General features: G+C 71.8%; 14 protein-coding genes and 1 pseudogene. 13 read left to right on the forward strand and 2 right to left on the reverse strand.

Going from position 1 to position 16,990, the window contains the following annotated elements; genetic code table 11:
- Positions 1 to 54 precede the first annotated feature (54 nt).
- The 3 genes from ACLJOK_RS27435 to ACLJOK_RS27445 all read left to right on the forward strand — a co-directional run bounded on the left by ACLJOK_RS27435 (position 55) and on the right by ACLJOK_RS27445 (position 2,955).
- Positions 55 to 918: an SDR family oxidoreductase gene (locus ACLJOK_RS27435; protein ID WP_410821429.1), complete on the forward strand. Its 864-nt coding sequence runs from the start codon at positions 55 to 57 to the stop codon at positions 916 to 918.
- Between the two features lie 98 nt (positions 919 to 1,016).
- Positions 1,017 to 1,613, forward strand: coding sequence for an ArsR/SmtB family transcription factor (locus ACLJOK_RS27440; protein WP_410821430.1), 597 nt, complete (start codon positions 1,017 to 1,019; stop codon positions 1,611 to 1,613).
- A gap of 55 nt (positions 1,614 to 1,668) precedes the next feature.
- Positions 1,669 to 2,955 carry an MFS transporter gene (locus ACLJOK_RS27445; RefSeq protein WP_410821431.1) on the forward strand — a complete coding sequence of 429 codons (1,287 nt, stop codon included), beginning with the start codon at positions 1,669 to 1,671 and terminating at the stop codon, positions 2,953 to 2,955.
- 15 nt (positions 2,956 to 2,970) lie between these two features.
- Here ACLJOK_RS27445 and ACLJOK_RS27450 read toward each other — a convergent pair whose 3' ends face one another.
- The gene (locus ACLJOK_RS27450; RefSeq protein ID WP_410821432.1) at positions 2,971 to 3,711 is read right to left on the reverse strand and encodes a GNAT family N-acetyltransferase; all 741 of its coding nucleotides are present in this window, start codon (positions 3,709 to 3,711) and stop codon (positions 2,971 to 2,973) included.
- A gap of 139 nt (positions 3,712 to 3,850) precedes the next feature.
- Here ACLJOK_RS27450 and ACLJOK_RS27455 point away from each other — a divergent pair, with 139 nt between their 5' ends.
- The 8 genes from ACLJOK_RS27455 (at position 3,851) to mltG (ending at position 14,113) form a co-directional block, all read left to right on the forward strand.
- Positions 3,851 to 4,072, forward strand: coding sequence for a hypothetical protein (locus tag ACLJOK_RS27455; RefSeq protein WP_030335598.1), 222 nt, complete (start codon positions 3,851 to 3,853; stop codon positions 4,070 to 4,072).
- Between the two features lie 74 nt (positions 4,073 to 4,146).
- Positions 4,147 to 5,685 (forward strand): replication-associated recombination protein A, encoded by a 1,539-nt coding sequence (locus ACLJOK_RS27460; protein WP_410821433.1) that lies wholly within the window; start codon positions 4,147 to 4,149, stop codon positions 5,683 to 5,685.
- Between the two features lie 2,375 nt (positions 5,686 to 8,060).
- On the forward strand, positions 8,061 to 8,756 hold the full coding sequence (locus tag ACLJOK_RS27465) for a hypothetical protein (protein WP_410821606.1): 696 nt from the start codon (positions 8,061 to 8,063) through the stop codon (positions 8,754 to 8,756).
- 149 nt (positions 8,757 to 8,905) lie between these two features.
- On the forward strand, positions 8,906 to 9,370 hold the full coding sequence (locus ACLJOK_RS27470; protein WP_238679808.1) for a DUF948 domain-containing protein: 465 nt from the start codon (positions 8,906 to 8,908) through the stop codon (positions 9,368 to 9,370).
- 29 nt (positions 9,371 to 9,399) lie between these two features.
- Positions 9,400 to 9,705: a hypothetical protein gene (locus ACLJOK_RS27475; protein WP_091401860.1), complete on the forward strand. Its 306-nt coding sequence runs from the start codon at positions 9,400 to 9,402 to the stop codon at positions 9,703 to 9,705.
- Positions 9,702 to 12,380: an alanine--tRNA ligase gene (gene alaS / locus ACLJOK_RS27480; RefSeq protein WP_410821434.1), complete on the forward strand. Its 2,679-nt coding sequence runs from the start codon at positions 9,702 to 9,704 to the stop codon at positions 12,378 to 12,380. The genes ACLJOK_RS27475 and alaS overlap by 4 nt, the downstream gene beginning before the upstream one ends.
- A 72-nt stretch (positions 12,381 to 12,452) precedes the next feature.
- Positions 12,453 to 12,911: a Holliday junction resolvase RuvX gene (ruvX, locus tag ACLJOK_RS27485; protein ID WP_410821435.1), complete on the forward strand. Its 459-nt coding sequence runs from the start codon at positions 12,453 to 12,455 to the stop codon at positions 12,909 to 12,911.
- Positions 12,911 to 14,113, forward strand: coding sequence for an endolytic transglycosylase MltG (gene mltG / locus ACLJOK_RS27490; protein WP_410821436.1), 1,203 nt, complete (start codon positions 12,911 to 12,913; stop codon positions 14,111 to 14,113). Before ruvX ends, mltG begins: the two co-directional genes overlap by 1 nt.
- Positions 14,114 to 14,224: 111 nt before the next feature.
- On the opposite strand, the gene ACLJOK_RS27495 is transcribed toward mltG, so the two are convergent.
- The gene (locus ACLJOK_RS27495) at positions 14,225 to 14,656 is read right to left on the reverse strand and encodes a peptidoglycan-binding domain-containing protein (protein ID WP_410821437.1); all 432 of its coding nucleotides are present in this window, start codon (positions 14,654 to 14,656) and stop codon (positions 14,225 to 14,227) included.
- A 271-nt stretch (positions 14,657 to 14,927) separates the two neighbouring features.
- Between ACLJOK_RS27495 and ACLJOK_RS27500 the strand changes: the two genes are divergently transcribed.
- Positions 14,928 to 15,752, forward strand: coding sequence for a shikimate dehydrogenase (locus ACLJOK_RS27500; RefSeq protein ID WP_410821607.1), 825 nt, complete (start codon positions 14,928 to 14,930; stop codon positions 15,750 to 15,752).
- 723 nt (positions 15,753 to 16,475) lie between these two features.
- A pseudogene (locus ACLJOK_RS27505) lies at positions 16,476 to 16,843 on the forward strand (shikimate dehydrogenase); the annotation flags it as partial.
- Between the last annotated feature and the right edge of the window lie 147 nt (positions 16,844 to 16,990).

The following is a 16,990-nucleotide window of genomic DNA, read 5'->3' on the forward strand; positions in this document are numbered from 1 at the left end:
TCGCCCCGCGAGATGACGCAAACCTCTTGATCGTCGGTGGGGGAGTGGGCTGGGATGCGGGTGCTTGTTGTTGGGGGTAGTGGGCTACTCGGGCGGTCGGTTTGTCGGCGGGGCCTCGGCGCCGGGTGGTCGGTTGTGGGGACCTTTCACTCCGGTGAGATCGCCGTGCCGGGGGTCGCGGCACGGCGGCTGGACGTGACCGACCGGTCCGCCGTGCGCGCGCTGGTCGCCGAGGTGCGGCCGGACGCCGTGGTCGGAACCCCCTATCGGTACGGGGACTGGGCGGTCACCGCCGACGGGGCAGCGCACGTGGCGCTCGCCGCCGCCGAGGTGGGTGCCCGGCTGGTGCACGTGTCCAGCGACGCGCTGCACGCCGGACGACCCGTGCCGTATACCGACGACGAACCACCCACGCCGGTGCACGCGTACGGTGCCGCGAAAGCCGCTGCCGAGACCGCCGTGCGGGCGATCGACCCGGGGGCGGCGCTGGTGCGGACCTCCCTGATCCTGGGGGAGGGCAGCAAGCAGATCCAGCTCTGCCGGGACGCGCTCGCCGGCCGGGCCACCCTGTTCAGCGACGAACTGCGCTGCCCGATCGATGTCACCGATCTGGCCGGGGCCGTGCTGGAGCTGGTCGCCTCGACGTACGCCGGTCTGCTGAACGTGGCCGGCCCGGACGCGGTCAGCCGGGCGGAGCTGGGCCTGCTGGTCGCCGAGCGGTACGGCCTGGACGCGACCGGGTTGAAGACCACCACCAGCGCGGCCACCGGACTGGTCCGCCCTCTGGACGTACGCCTCGACTCCGCGCGCGCCACCGCCCTGCTGCGCACCCGGCTACGCGGAGTACGCGAACTCCTCGCCCCCCGCGATCTTGCACTTTCTGTTGGGACAGATCGGGCTGAAAACGGCAAAAGCTAGTTCGAAAGTGCAAGATCGGCGGGAGGCATGGGGGTTTCAAGCACGCTTTCTTTGCATAGCTACTATGCAAAATAATTGTGCAGAGATAGTGTGCGAGTATGACCTCTGGATCCGACGGCCCGGCTGAGCCGAGGCGTGTTCATCTGGACAGTCGCCAGGTCCGCACCCTGGCTCACCCACTGCGGATGCGACTGCTCGGATCGCTGCGCATCGACGGTCCCGCGACAGCGACGGCGCTCGCTGAGAAGTTGGGCACCAACAGCGGCGCGACCAGCTATCACCTGCGCCAACTCGCCGAGGTGGGGCTGGTGACCGAGGACCCCGACCGGGGCAGCAGCCGGCAGCGCTGGTGGCAGGCCGCGCACGACATGAGCGACTTCGAGCCCACGGACTTCGACGACGACCCGGATGCCCGCGCGGCCGTTCAGTGGATCCAGGGCGACCAGGTCCGGCTGATGGCCGACCTGGCCGAGCGCTGGATGGCTGTCGAACACCACCAGTCGCGCGCCTGGCGCGACGCCGCCGGGATGAGTGACCTGGTGCTGCCGCTCGACCCGGACCGACTACGTGCTCTCAGTGACGACCTCTGGGCGGTGCTGATGCGCTACCGCGACGAAGCCGCGACCGATGCCCCGGACGTCAAGCCCGTGCACGTGTTCCTGGCCGGCTTCCCACGTCTGGACGAGCGGTGGTGAGCGCGAGGAGTGAGCCGGTTTTGCGAGCCCCGCAGTCGCGAACGGAGGTGGCGTCGTGAGCGCGTTGACCGTACGCCAGGTTCGGCGTCGTTACCTCACGCTCTACGGTTTGCGCTGGCTGCCCACGGGTCTGATGATCCCGGTGATGATCCTGCTTATGCAGGAGCGCGGCCTGTCGCTGCCGCAGATCGGCTTGGTCGGTACGGCGCAGGGGCTGTTGGTGCTGGCGCTGGAGTTGCCCACCGGCGGGCTCGCCGACGCCCTCGGTCGTCGACCGGTGCTGCTCGCCGCCGGAGTGCTGAACCTCGCCTCGCTGGCGCTGTTCGCGGTGGCCGACTCGTTCTGGCTGTTCTTCGTGGTCTGGGCCTTGCAGGGCGTCTACCGGGCGTTGGACAGCGGCCCGTTGGAGTCCTGGTACGTCGATGCCACCCTGGCCGCCGACCCGGAGGCGGAGTACGAGCGCGGCCTTGGCTACGCCGGCACCGTCGTCGGCGGGGCCATCGGCGGTGGCGCGCTGCTCAGCGGTGGCCTCATCGCGCTCGGCCCGATCGGGCCGGTCACCGCGCTCACCGTGCCCGTGCTGGCCGCCATCGTCGCGCAGGTGGCGGCGCTCGTCGCGCTGGTCGTGCTGCTGGTCGAGGAGCGGCCGGCCACCGGGGTCGCGGCGCTGCGGGCCTCGGTGGTCCAGGCACCCCGGATGATCGGCCAGGCCGTCGGGCTGCTGCGTCGCTCCCGGGTGCTGTTGGCGTTGGTGGCCGTCGAGCTGTTCTGGGGCTTCGGCATGGTCACGTTCGAGTCGCTGCTGCCGGTCCGGCTCGCCGAGGTGATCGGCAACCCGGAACGCGCCGCGGTGCTGCTCGGGCCGGCGAACTCGGCCGCCTGGCTCGCCTCGGCCGCCGGCGCGGCACTGACCCCACTGCTGCTGCGCTGGTTCGGCGCCGCGCCGGGTGCGGCCCTGCTGCGCATCCTCCAGGGCGTGACTGTGGTCGGAATGGGGTTGTTCGCCGGGCCGGTCGGCGTGCTGGTGGCCTACCTGGCCTGCTATGCCGTGCACGGCGCGTCCAACCCGTTGCACAGCGGGCTTCTGCACCGGCAGGTCGACGGCCCGTACCGGACCAGCGTGCTCTCGCTGAACTCGATGATGGCGCAGCCGGCCGGCGCGCTCGGCGGGGTGGTGCTCACCGCGCTCGCCGCCAGCACCAGCGTCAGCACCGCGATGGTGGTCGGCGCGGTGGTGTTGGCCGTCGCCGCACCGCTCTACCTGCCCGCCTGGCTGGCCGGCCGTCGAGCCGTCCCGGCCGTCGAGCCGACAGCGGTCCCGGTACCCGCCGCCGACCGCTGACGAGGAGGGCCGCTCTCAGGCGAGGCGGATCGAGCTGAGCGCAAGGGTGTTGGTGTACCCGAGTCGACGGTAGAGCCGCGCCGCACCGACATTGTGCGTGTAGACGCCGAGCCCAACCATGTCGTGGCGCGCCAGCAGCGCCCGGGTCATCCCCGCGGTCAGGGCCGCGCCCAGCCCCCGACCTCGTTGGTCGGGGGCGACGGTCAGGCCGGCGAGGAAGCCGATGTCACCCTGGCTGCGGTCCGCGCCGCACGCCACCAACCGGTCGCCTGCCCGGATGCCGTACCAGTCCACCACCCGTGGGTCGCCCGGGCGGGAGGTGCTGCTGGGGAACGACTCCTCCACCAGCGCCGCCAGCGCCGGTTGGTCGGCGTCGGTGAGTCGTACCACCGGCTGCTCGTCCGGCTGCGCCGGCGGCGCCGCATCGGCCCAGCGGAAGTCCCAGTCGCTGTGCTCGGCCACCGCCAGCCGGTCGGCCAGTCGACCGCGATCGTGTCGAGGCAGGTGCAGCCGCTGTCCGGGCTGGAGCATCCCGTCGGCGGCGAGCGCGACACAGATCTCCAGCGCCGCTTCGGCCGGGCCGATCGCGCAGCCGGCCGGTCCGTACTCGGGCGGGACCAGCCACAGCACCGCGCCATCACGTCGATACGCGTGCGCCGGCACGGCTCGCCCGAGCGCGTGCCGGGCGAACGGGTGATGCCCGACGGCGGCCAGGATGGCGCTCCGGTCCTGGAGCACCTGGTCGTCGATGATCATGCGTCCAGCCTAGGAGCCGGGGGTCGAATGCTTCCGCCGGGCCGTCGCGGCGTGGCCATCTCCACGGTGGAGATTGGCGAGTCGACCGATTGGGTACATCACGCGCCGACCTACTGGGAACCCCCACCGGAGGACCGACATGCTCGCCATTCTCGCGGCCATCGTCTTTGGCTTCGCCCTGCTGCTCGACCTGCTCGACACCAACTTCGGCGCACCCGACCTGTTCAACTGGAACACCCTCGTACTCATCGGGTTGCTCCTCCTCTCGCTCTACCTGGCCGGCGTGGGCAGCGGCCCGCGCGGCGGCGGCGGCGGTGGCGGTGGCCGTTGGTACCGGGGCCGTCGCCCCGGGCGTGGCTGACCGTAACCGATCACCGGTGGCGGGCCCGCGGCGCGATTCCGGCGTCGTGGGCCCGGCCCGGTACTGTCTTCGTGATGGAGTCCGACGCCCTCTTCTCCCTCGGTGAACCCGCCGGGTCGCGCAGCGCGCCCGACGGACCCGCCGGTGTCGACGGCTTCACCGCGGTGGCCGACGATTCGCCCCTGCCCGTCCGGATGCGCCCGGTGACCCTCGACGAGCTGGTCGGGCAGGAGCACCTGCTCGCTCCCGGCGCACCCCTGCGGCAACTGGTCTCCGGCGGGGCTCCGATGTCGGTGATCCTCTGGGGCCCGCCGGGCAGCGGCAAGACCACCATCGCGCACCTGGTGGCCGGGGCGACCGACCGCCGCTTCGTCGCCATGTCGGCGCTCTCCGCCGGTGTGAAGGACGTCCGGGCGGTGATCGAGGCGGCGCGCCGCCAGCGCCGTTCCGGCGGCCCGCAGACCGTGCTCTTCATCGACGAGGTGCACCGGTTCAGCAAGACCCAACAGGATTCCCTGCTCGCCGCCGTCGAGGACCGCACTGTCACCCTGCTGGCGGCGACCACCGAGAACCCGTACTTCTCGGTCATCTCACCGCTGCTGTCGCGGTGCGTGCTGCTCACCCTGCAACCGTTGGACGACGAGGCGGTGCGGGGCCTGCTGCGCCGGGCGGTCGCCGACAAGCGTGGCCTGGACGGCGCACTGGCCCTGACCACCGAGGCCGAGGATCACCTGGTCCGACTGGCCTCCGGTGACGTCCGTAAGGCACTCACCGCCCTGGAGGCGGCGGCGGCCTCCGCCACGGCCCTCGGCGGCGGGCGGATCGACCTCGCCACCGCCGAGCAGGCGGTCGACGTGGCGGCGGTGCGCTACGACCGCGACGGCGACGCCCACTACGACGTGGTCAGCGCCTTCATCAAGAGCATGCGCGGCTCGGACGTGGACGCGGCGGTGCACTGGCTGGCCCGCATGCTGGTCGCCGGTGAGGACGCCCGGTTCATCGCGCGTCGTCTGGTCATCTTCGCCAGCGAGGACGTGGGCATGGCCGATCCCGGAGCGCTGAGCGTGGCGACCGCCGCCGCGCACGCGGTCGAGTACGTCGGGCTGCCCGAAGCGCAGCTCAACCTCGCCCAGGCGGTGATCCACCTGGCCACCGCGCCCAAGTCGAACTCGGCCACCACCGCCATCGGCGCCGCGATCGCCGATGTCCGGGCCGGTCGCGGTGGCCCGGTGCCGCGAGGGCTGCGCGACGCGCACTACGCCGGCGCCCGGGGGTTGGGCCACGGGACCGGCTACCGCTACCCGCATGACGACCAACGCGGCGTGGTCACCCAGCAGTACGTCCCGGACGACCTGGTGGGCACCGACTACTACCAGCCCAGCCCGCACGGCGCGGAGCGGTCGGTGGCCAGCCGCCTGCCGCTGCTGCGCCGGATCGTGCGTGGTCTGCCCGCCCCGGCCGCCCGCCCGGAGACGCGGACAGCCGAGCCGTCCGTAACGGCGCAGACCGCGCCAGCGCTATCCCCGGGGGCCGCCCGTCCGACGACGGGCACGGGTGCCCCCGGCACGATGCAGGACAGCGGCACCGACGCCGCAGGAGAGGGTCAACAGTGAGATCGCGTGGTGGGGACCGCCCGGACGAGGGCCCGGACGAGCGGCGCGATCCCCGCGCCAAGACCCGCCGTTGGGGTCGCGGCCGGGCGGCTGAACCCGAGCCGGAGGAGCCGGTAGCCGGCGAGGAGTTCGGCTGGATCGACGACCTGCGCTCGGCGAAGCAGCAGCGCACCGAGTTGGGCCCGGACGGTGCACCGGTGGAGCCGAACCAGCCCCGTGGGGGCATGCCGCCGGCAGACCCGGCCGGACCGCCGGCACAACCCAACCCGCGTACGCCGGCAGAGCCGGCAGGTGCGCGCGGCAGCGGGCCGGAGTCCGCAGCGCCGCCGGCCTCGCGCCAGAGTGAACCGGGCATCACCGCCGCCCGTCGACCGGTCGACGGCCCCTGGCCCGGGGAGACGCCACCAGCGGGTCGTCGCCCGGATGACCGGCCACCCGCCGCCGGCCCCGGCGCGCCGGGGCAACCGCCGCGCCGCGGCGTGCAGCCGGTGCCCGGCGCCCGCGCTGCCGTGCCGCCCACCGCTCGCCCGGGCGGGGATGACCCGGCCGGCCCGCAGGGGCCTCGCCCGGCACCAGGCGCGCCCGGCGGCCCGGCCCGTGCTCGCGGTGCGGCGGCCCCTCCCGGCCCGCCCGTGGGCCCACCGACCTCAGGCCCCCCGGCCGGCCGCCGTCCCGAGGCCGCCGCTGCGCCGAGCCGTCGTCCGGACGCCGCTGTTCCGCCGGGCCGTCATCAGGATCCCGTCGCGCCCGGCGGTCATCCCGACGCCATGCCGCCGCTGCGCCGTCCGGACGCTGGCTCGCCGACCCACCGACCCGGCCCGGAGCAGCCGGTCGAGCCCGGCCGTGCCCGGCCCCCCGCCGACGGCGCCCCCGTCGGTCGACGCGCCGTCGGCCCGACCTCCGACCCGGCGCGGGCCGCCGGAGCAGCCGCCGCCCCCGGGCCGGCCCGCTTCGACGGCGCACCGGCTGGCGTCGTGCCGCCGGCTACTGATGGCCTGCGGCCCGACCCCGCCATCGACGCTGACCCGCGTGCCGCCCGGCGTCGTCCCGGCCCGGCCGACCCCGGCGCGCCCGAGCCCACCGGGCGGCGCGCCGCCGATGCTCCCCGTCCGGCAGCGGGCGGGCGTCGCCGCGCCGCGGAACCCGACGAGCCGGTGGTGCCCCGCTCCGGCAACGCGCCGCCCGTGCCCCGCTCGGGGAACGCGTCGTCGGTGCCCCCGGCGACCGGCGCGCACAGCGGCGCCCTACCCACTACCGGCCCCGCCGACGGCACCGGTCGCCGCCGAGTCGTCTCCGGTGAACCGGAACGCCGAACGCCACCCGGCGGCGAACCCCGCCTGGACCGGCCGGAGCGACCCGCGGACTGGCTCCGCCAGGCCGGTCGCCTGCCACACACCGACCCTGGCCTGCCGGTCGTCAACCGCCGAGACGGCAGCCCGCCGGCCGGGGGTCGCCGTCCGGCGCCGCCCACCGGGCCGGGAGACCTCACCGACCAGGCGTCCGGTCGGCTCGCCGTGCCCGACCCGGCCGCGGAGCGCACCGCCGCCCGCCGGCCCGCCGGTCCGCCGGTCGACCCGGGCGCGGACGCGCCGACCGGTCGCCGCGCCGTCCGGCCCGACGCGTCGGGATCCACCGGAGAGCAGGCGCTGACCTACCCGACGCCGCCCGGTGACCGGCCCGGCCGTGGGCGGGGCGCTGCGGCGGTACCCACACCTGACCCCACCGGCCAGCGCGGCCGTGCCGTCGACGACCCCTACGCCGGTGGTCGACCCGGCGCCGGTCCCGCGGCGCGGGGCGCCGCCCGCTCCGCCCCACCCGGCCGGGCCCGCCCCATCCCCGGCGACGCGCCGGCACCTGGCACCGGGCGCCGTGGCGCTGACGGGTCACCGCGCCCCGGCCCTGGCGGCGAGGCGGCACCCCGGGACGCGACCCGTCCGGACGGGTCGGCTCGTGCGGCGGTGCCACCGGGTGTGGATGGTCCGCCACGTTCGCGTCCGGACGGTCCGGCTCGTGCGGCGGTGCCGCCGGGTGTGGATGGTCCGCCACGTTCGCGTCCGGATGGTCCGGCTCGTGCCGCCGTCCGCCCACCCGGCGCGCCGCTGCCCACCGACGACCGGACGACCGGTGACCCGGTGCCGGCCGGACCGGCCCGTGGCGCTGGGCCGGCCGGTCGACCCGCGCCGGCCGACCGTGCCGCCGGACGTGCCCTGCCTCCGAATCGGGAGCCCGGTCGTGCCGAGCCGAGCGGTGTCGCGCCCGTGCCGCCGCCCGGACGTCCCGGCGAGCCCCTCGGCGTGGCCCGTGCCGCCGCCGTGGTGCCCTCCGTGTCCGGCCCGGTGGGCCGGCCGGAACCGGAGCCCTCCGACGGGCCGGCGCTGCGCTCGGCCGGTCAGGACGCGCCGGACGACGACGCCGCACCGGGTGCCCGTTCCGAGGAACGCCGGCAGACCCGTGAACGACGCCGACTGCGCGCGGCGGTGTTGGCGCTGGTCAGCGTCGTGCTGCTCGGCGCGGTGCCGCTCTTCTTCGGGATCCGGACGCTGAGCCGTGACCCGGTCTTCGACAACCTGGACCAGCTCGGTGTGCCCGCCTGGGCGGCCGCGAAGACTGTCGACGACGTCAGCGGCAGCCGCTGGTGCCTGCTCGACTGTCGGCTGCGTGAGCGCACCGTGACCTCGGAGAAGGCGCCCAAGGAGACGGCGCAGGTCTACGAGGACGCGCTGCGCCGCGACGGGTGGCAGCCGTGGAAGGTGAGCCGCTGCCCGGAGCAGCAGACGAAGGGCAGCTACACCTGCTGGCGTCGCGACGAGTTGACCCTCGACCTGTGGGTACGCGAGCCGACCTGTGTGCCGCCGCCGGTGGACGGCGAGCCGGCAGTCGTGCCGTCCGCCGACCCGTCGGCCGCTGCGACCGAGTGCACCGGCTCGTTGGTGTCGGTGAAGGTGCGCAACGCGATCGACGACGAGCGGACCAGGCCGCAGCCGACCACCGACCCGTCACTGACCGGTGAGGATCCGTTCCCGACGGTCAGCGCGGATCCGCTGGGCGAGCTGACACCCTCACCGTCCTGAGCCGGTCTCCATCACGGACGGTAGGGTCTGGGGCTGGCGGGCACGCCCGCTACCGGTGACCGCCGACGGCTCGGCGGCCGGTACGGGTGGCATGGTTGTGCGTTCCGGGGACGTCGGGTCCTGCGGAACTCTGCTTGAGGAGGACAGGCGTGGGCGACATTGGAGCGATCGCGGCGCTGATCGCGGCATCCGCGTTCGCGGTGCTGGTGCTCATCCTGACGCTGCCCATCCTGCGGCTGCGGCACACGGTTGACGCCACCACCCGCATGATCAACGATCTGAACGATCGGACCGGACCGCTGCTCGGCGACGTGAACACCACTGTGAAGAACGTCAACACCGCGCTGGAGCAGGTGCAGACCTCGCTCGACGGTGTGAACCTCCAGCTGGCGAAGGTCGACACCATGACCAGCCACGCACAGAACGTCACCGCCAACGTCGCCAACCTGGCCACCGTCGTCTCCGCCGCAGCCGCCAACCCCCTGGTCAAGGTGGCCGCGTTCGGCTACGGCGTGCGTAAGGCCGCCGCCGGCCGCCGGCACGCCGAGACCGAGCGCGAGGTACGCGACACCATCAAGCAGCAGCGACGGGCCGCGCGACGCGGCAACAGCTGACCGCCCGGCGCACCAGGAGGTAGCGGGACATGAGGCGCTTGTTCTGGCTCGGCATCGGAGTGGCCGTCGGTGTGATCGTGGTCCGCAAGGCGACCCGGACCGCGCAGGCGTACACGCCAGCGGGCATCGCCAGCTCGCTGACGGAATCCGCTGGCGGGCTCGTCGAGTCGCTGCGTAGTTTCGTAGAGGACGTCCGGGTCGGGATGGCCGAACGCGAGCAGGAGATCCACCACGCGTTCGCCCAGGGCGAGGCGTTCGACGACAAGTTCGCCGACCTGCGGGAAGACCCGCGGATCGGCGATCGAGAAATCTTTCCGGAGGAACACCAGCGATGAAGACGGCGGAGATCAAGCGGCGGTACCTCGCGCACTTCGAGGCGAATGGCCACACCGTGGTGCCGTCCGCTCCGCTGCCCGCCATCAGCGACCCGAACCTGCTGTTCGTCAACGCCGGCATGGTGCAGTTCGTCCCGTACTTCCTGGGTCAGCAGACGCCCGCGTACCAGCGGGCGGTCAGCGTGCAGAAGTGCATCCGCACCCCGGACATCGACGAGGTCGGTAAGACCAGCCGGCACGGCACGTTCTTCCAGATGAACGGCAACTTCTCCTTCGGTGACTACTTCAAGGCCGGCGCGATCCCGCTGGCCTGGGAGTTGTCCACCAAGCCGATCTCCGAGGGTGGTTACGGGCTGGATCCGGAGCGGATCTGGCCGACGATCTACCTCGACGACGACGAGGCGTACGAGATCTGGCGGTCGGTTGGTGTGCCGGCCGAGCGGATCGTCCGCCGAGGCAAGGCGGACAACTTCTGGTCGATGGGCATTCCCGGGCCGTGCGGTCCGTCGTCGGAGCTGTTCTACGACAGGGGCCCGGAGTACGGCCGGGAGGGCGGCCCGGCGGTCGACGAGGACCGGTACATGGAGTATTGGAACCTCGTCTTCATGCAGTTCGAGCGGGGTCCGGGCACGACCAAGGAGGACTACCCGATCCTGGGGGACCTGCCGGCGAAGAACATCGACACCGGCATGGGCCTGGAGCGGATGGCCTCGATCCTGCAGGGTGTGGACAACCTGTACGAGATCGACGAGGTTCGGCCGATCCTGGCCCGGGCGGCCGAGCTGACCGGTAAGCGCTACGGCGCGCACTCCGGGCACGTGGCCAGCGAGTCGCACCCGGACGACGTCCGGCTGCGGGTGATCGCGGATCACGTGCGCACGGCGCTGATGCTGATCGGCGACGGCGTGACCCCGTCCAACGAGGGCCGCGGGTACGTGCTGCGCCGGATCATGCGCCGGGCGATCCGGTCGATCCGGCTGCTGGGCTGGCAGGACCGGGCGCTGCCCGAGCTGCTGCCGGTGGCCCGGGACTGCATGGCGCCGTCGTACCCGGAGCTGGCGACCGACTTCGACCGGATCGCGGATTACGCGTACGCGGAGGAGGAGGCGTTCCTGTCCACCCTGCGGGCCGGCACCACGATCCTGGACACCGCGATCGCGGAGACCCGCACGGCGGGCGGCTCCGCGCTGTCCGGTGCGAAGGCGTTCCAGTTGCACGACACCTACGGCTTCCCGATCGATCTGACCCTGGAGATCGCCGCGGAGCAGGGCCTCACTGTCGACGACGAGGGGTTCCGGCGGCTGATGGCCGACCAGCGGACCCGGGCGAAGGCGGACGCGCAGGCCCGCAAGACGGGGCACGTCGACCTGTCGGCGTACCGGTCGGTGCTCGACGCGGGTGGTCCGGTGACGTTCACCGGGTACAGCGAGGTGTCTCGCGAGTCGACGGTGCGGGCGCTGCTCGGCGCCGACGGCCCGCGTCAGGCGGCGACCGAGGGCGACACCATCGAGCTGGTGCTGGACACCACCCCGTTCTACGCCGAGGGCGGTGGGCAGCAGCCCGACCAGGGCATGATCACGGTTGGTGGCGGGCAGGTCGAGGTGCTCGACGTGCAGCAGCCGGTGCCCGGCCTGATCGTGCACCGCGCCCGGGTGATCCGGGGCGAGGTACGCGCCGGTGAGGCCGGTTTCGCCGAGATCGACACGACCCGGCGTCGGGCGATCTCCCGGTCGCACACCGCCACGCATCTGGTGCACCAGACCATGCGCAACTTCCTCGGTGAGTCGGCCACGCAGGCGGGGTCGCTGAACGCCCCCGGTCGGCTCCGGTTCGACTTCAACACCCCGACCGGGGTGTCGCCGAGCGTCCTGCGGGACGTGGAGCAGCAGGTCAACGAGGTGCTCCTGGCCGACCTGGAGGTGCACGCCTTCATCACCTCGTTGGAGGAGGCGCGGCGCATCGGCGCGATGGCGCTCTTCGGCGAGAAGTACGGTGAGGAGGTGCGGGTCGTCGAGGTGGGTGACTACGCCCGGGAGCTGTGCGGCGGCACGCACGTGGCCCGCTCGGCCCAGCTCGGCCTCGTGAAGATCCTCTCCGAGTCGTCGATCGGCTCCGGTGTCCGCCGGGTCGAGGCGCTGGTCGGCATGGACGCCTTCGGCTTCCTGGCCAAGGAGCACCTGTTGGTCTCCCGGCTGGCCGAGCTGTACCGGGTGCCCAACGATCAGGTCGCCGACCGGGTGGAACAAACCGTCACCCAGCTTCGGGACGCCGAGAAGGAGCTGGAGAAGCTGCGTGCCCAGCTGGTGCTGGGTGGCGCGGCGGCGCTCGCGGCGCAGGCCAAGGACGTGCGCGGAGTCGCGTACGTGGGCACCGAGGCGCCGGAGGGCGCGGCCGGCAACGATGTGCGCACCCTGGCCCAGGAAATCCGCGGCAAGATCGACCCGGCGCGGCCGGCGGTCGTCGCGGTGGCGGCGCGGTCGAACGGCAAGGCGTCCCTGGTGGTGGCGGTCAACGCGGCAGCGCGCAGCCGGGGCCTGGCCGCGTCGGATCTGGTGAAGGCGGCGTTCTCCGGGCGCGGCGGTGGCAGCCCCGATCTGGCTCAGGGCGGCGGTCTACCGGCGGCCGAGGCGCCGAACCTGCTGCTCACCGTCGAGAAGGCGATCACCGAGGCGTGATAGATCATTACTGTGAGTCAGGGCGGACCGATCGGTCCGCCCTGGTTCGTACCCGGCCGGTGGTGACCATCGGTGGCTGAGCTGACGCGTGGTGTGCGGATCGGCGTGGATGTCGGTCAGGTGCGGGTGGGCGTCTCCCGCTCGGATCCGGACGGGATCCTGGCAACGCCGCTGGTCACCCTGGCCCGCGACAACACGGCGGCGCCGGACACGGTGCCGAGCGACCTCGCCGAGCTGGCCGCGTTGGTGGCCGAGCACGAGGCCGTCGGGGTTGTCGTCGGCCTTCCGGTCAATCTCGCCGGCAAGCACGGTCCTGCGGCCGTCCATGTGAAGGCGTACGCTGACCGACTGGTCGATGTGATAGCGCCTGTCCCGGTAACGCTCACTGACGAGAGGATGTCGACCGTGGTCGCTTCTCGTAGGCTTGCCGAGCGTGGCGTCCGAGGTAAACGTCAACGTGCGGTTGTCGATCAGGCGGCCGCAGTGGAGATCCTGCAGAGCTGGCTGGACGCGCAGCGGAGGCGGACGTAATGATCGACGATCTGGACCTTGGGTTCGACGAGCCGGAGCGGGGGGAGAAGGGTCGGCACCGGCGCGGCTTCCGCAAGGGCAAGGGTAAGGGCGGGTCCGGCGGCGGCCGGGGCAAGACCTTCCTGGCTCTGCTGATGGCCCTGCTCCTGTTGGGCGGCATCGGCGGTGGCGCGTTCTACGGCTTCGACCGCATCCAGAACTACTTCGTCACCCCCGACTACGACGGCAGCGGGGCCGGTGAGATCACCGTCGAGATCAAGAGCGGCGCGCTGCTCGCCGACATGGCCGACGCCCTCGTGGCGGCCGACGTGGTGAAGAGCCAGAAGGCTTTCATCGAGGCGGCCGAGGCCAACACACGCAGCAAGAACATCCAGCCGGGCACGTACAAGCTGCGCAAGCAGATGAGCGGCGCGAGCGCCGTGACGGCGATGCTCGACCTGAAGAACAAGATCGTCAACGGGCTGACCATCCCCGAGGGCCGCACGAGCTTCAACATCTACAAGCTGCTCTCCGAGAAGACCAAGATCCCGGTCAAGGACTTCCAGGCCGCCGCGAAGGACCCGGAGGGGCTCGGCGTCCCGGACTGGTGGTTCAAGCGCGCCGACGGCAGGAAGAGCGTCAAGTCCATCGAGGGCTTCCTCTTCCCGGACACGTACGAGATTCCGCCGAAGTCCACGGCCGAGAGCATCCTCAAGCTGATGGTGAACCGCTTCCTCTCGGTGAGCGGGGAGATGAAGTTCGCCGACCGGGTGCAGGAGGAGCGGGGCGGCGTCAGCCCGTACGAGGCGCTGATCGTGGCCTCGCTGGCCCAAGCCGAGGCGGGCAACAAGGACGACCTCGGCAAGGTCGCCCGGGTGGCCTACAACCGGGCGTACGGCGAGTTCCCGTGCAACTGCCTGGAGATGGACGTCACTGTCAACTACTACTTGGAGTCGATCGGCAAGCCGACCAAGTCGTCCAAGCAGATGACCGAGGCCGAGTTGAACGACCAGAAGAACCCGTACAACCGCAAGCTGCGGGGCATGATCCCCACCCCGATCAACAACCCCGGCAAGGAGGCCCTGGAAGGTGCGATGAACCCGCCGCCGGGCAAGTGGCTCTTCTTCGTGGCGATCGACAAGCAGGGCCACTCGGAGTTCGCCGAGACGCCCGAGCAGCACGAGCGCAACAAGGACAAGGCCCGGGAGGCCGGCATCATCTGACCGGCCGGGTGACGCCATAAAGGCTCCCTTCCCATTGCCACCGCAATTGCGGCCGCCGTCGGGAAGGGAGCCTTTACGCATCAAGCGTGACGCGCAATTACGGCGTTAGTCTCAGTGACTGGTGCCGGTCCACGTGCCGGTGCGCGGGTTGAGGAACGTCCACACGCCGTTGCTGTTCTGCTTGCGCAGACCGAACGTGCGGTTGTAGCCGTAGTAGAAGTATCCGGTCTGGGTGCTCGTGTCGAACCCGGTGTTGCGGTTGACCGCGCCGTACGCCTCACCCCAGGTCTGCGGCCCGACCGACCCGTCGATGCCGACGTTCATGACGTCCTGCCAGGTCCGGGTCTTGGCAGCGGTGTTGGAACCGAACTCACCGTCGATGAAGCTGGTGCCCACGTTGCCGCTCAGGTCGTCGGCCCAGACGATGGCCTGCCAGAGCCGCACGATGTTGCCGCTACGGACGCAGGAGCTGGACTGGCACAGCTGGTGGTTGTCGGACCAACTGCCCGCTGCGGCGTCCGCCCGCGCGGGAGCTGCGGTCATCAGCGAAAGACTGAAGACCGCGGCAATCGCGATAAGGGCACGGAGAATGCTTTTGTTCAAGGTTTCCCCTTTTTCGATCGGCGCTTCCGTCCCCGGAATGCTTTCACCAACGTCAATGGGGGTCAAGCGATAACCCGGTCGCCCGGGGTGGCCGCAGGGCCGGTTCTCTGGTGCCCGGGCCTGGGTGCTGGGTAGTGTCGATCCCGACGTGCGGGGGAGAGCGGGGACGTGATGTCGACCATGACCGGGCCGTCGGCTGCGACCGGCGGTGATCGTGTCGACCCGTAGGGCCGCGGTGCTGGGCAAGCCGATCGCGCACTCCCTCTCCCCGGTGATCCACACCGCGGGTTACGTGGCCGCCGGGCTGACCGGGTGGTCGTACACCCGGATCGAGTGCGCGGCGGCGGAGCTGCCGGATCTGGTCGCCGGCCTGGGCCCGGAGTGGGCCGGGTTGTCGGTGACCATGCCGGGCAAGGAGGCGGCGCTCGCCGTGGCCGACGCCGCGTCGCCGGTCGCCGCCGCCGTCGGGGCCGCCAACACGTTGGTACGCCGTCCGGACGGCTCCTGGTACGCGGACAACACCGACGTCGCCGGAATGGTGCGGGTGCTGACCGACGCCGGCGTGACCGCCGGTGGCGCCGTGACGGTGCTCGGTGCCGGTGGGACCGCCCGCGCCGCGGTCGCGGCTGCCGCGCAGCTCGCCTGCTCGTCGGTGACAGTGGTGGCCCGCCGACCCGAGGCGGTCGAAGGCCTCCGCCCTGTGGCAGATGCTGTGGGTATCGCGCTGAGCGGCGGATCCTGGGCCGACGCGCCCCGGCACTTGGCCGCCGGGGTGGTCGTATCCACCGTGCCGAAAGGCGTCGCCGATCCGTTGGCCAAAGTGGCCGTCTGGTCGCCGGACGCGGTCTTCTTCGACGCGCTCTATGATCCGTGGCCGACGCCTCTGGCCGTCGCTGCTGTCGCGGCGAACCTGCGGGTGGTGTCCGGCCTGGACCTGCTGCTGGCCCAGGCTGTCGGTCAGTTCGAGCAGTTCACCGGAGTTGTCGCACCCCGCCCGGCGATGGCCGCCGCGCTCGCGGCGGCCATCGCCAACTGACAAACCAAAATTGCGCAGACTTAAGCGCCTGGCGATAGCTCTCAGGTAAGCTCGTGCGCCGCGCGATTTATCTGTCGCCGGACATCATTCGACTGGCTACCGCCCGCAAGTTGGCGAATTCATGATTCGGATTTTGTCCACGATCTCACCACGGATGTGCGCGTTGCCCCTGTTCGGGGGGAGGCAATACTCGTACCCGTTGGTGTAGTGGAGGAGGGCTCCATCATCATTTCGGGTGTTGTAGACGGCGAAGGAACCCTCGCTGCTGGAGCCGAGGTCCTGGTAACCGGTCGTGATGTCTTGGTATGAGGCTGTGGGGTTGTTGGCGAGCGAACGCGCTTCGGTGAGGTAGAAGCAGACGCGCGGATAGGTGCAGCCTCTCGCGGAACCCGCGCTGGCAACAGATGTGTCCACCGCGACTATGCCAACAGTTGCGGCCGTCGTCGCTAGTGCTGCAGCTAATAGAGCTCGAATCCTCACAGTTCTCCCTCGTGATTAACAGGGCACCTGTAGCCCGTGTTGTTTATGAACACTACTGAGCCAGGCATCCATGGTCAACACTGCGAAGTGGAATGGATCGCAAGGGTTGAACGGTCCGAGGTGGCGACCGCGCCGGGATTGAGACCGCCGGCCGGAACGGTGCACGCGTCCCGCCTGCCCCACTGCCGCAGCGCTTGCCTGCCTCTGGATCGCGGATGTCGGTGCGGCTTGTTTGGGTAGTGTCCGGTGGCCGGCGCGCTGGGTGTCGTGCTGACGTCCGCCCCATGGGCCGATGCGCCCCGGCAACTCTCCACCGCCGACGTGGTCGTCTCCACGGTGCCGAACGGGGTCGCCGACCCGCTGGCCGGCGCGGTGGCCTGGCGGCCGGGCGCGGTGTTCTTCGACGCGCTCTACGACCCGTGGCCGACACCGTTGGCGACGCCGCCGACGCGGCCGGTTGCCGGATCGTCTCCGGTCTGGATCTGCTGCTGGCCCAGGCGGTCAGGCAGTTCGAGCAGTTCACCGGCGTGACCGCGCCGAGGGCGGCGATGGCCGCCGCGCTGACTGCCGCTCGCGCCATCCCGCTGGCGATCCGCCGCGGTCGCCTGTAGCCGCGCCATGTCCTGGAGACTGGCAGCTCCCAACGCGTCCCGTTGACTCCGCGCGTGCTCCCCGGGCAAGGTGTGTGACGGGCTTCGGTCGCACCTGCGGCCAGAGCCCCCTGATGTCCCCGAGGTGGTTTCTTAGCTGACGGTTAA

It is taken from the genome of Micromonospora sp. 050-3, assembly GCF_046549335.1.
Taxonomy (GTDB): Bacteria; Actinomycetota; Actinomycetes; order Mycobacteriales; family Micromonosporaceae; genus Micromonospora; species Micromonospora trifolii.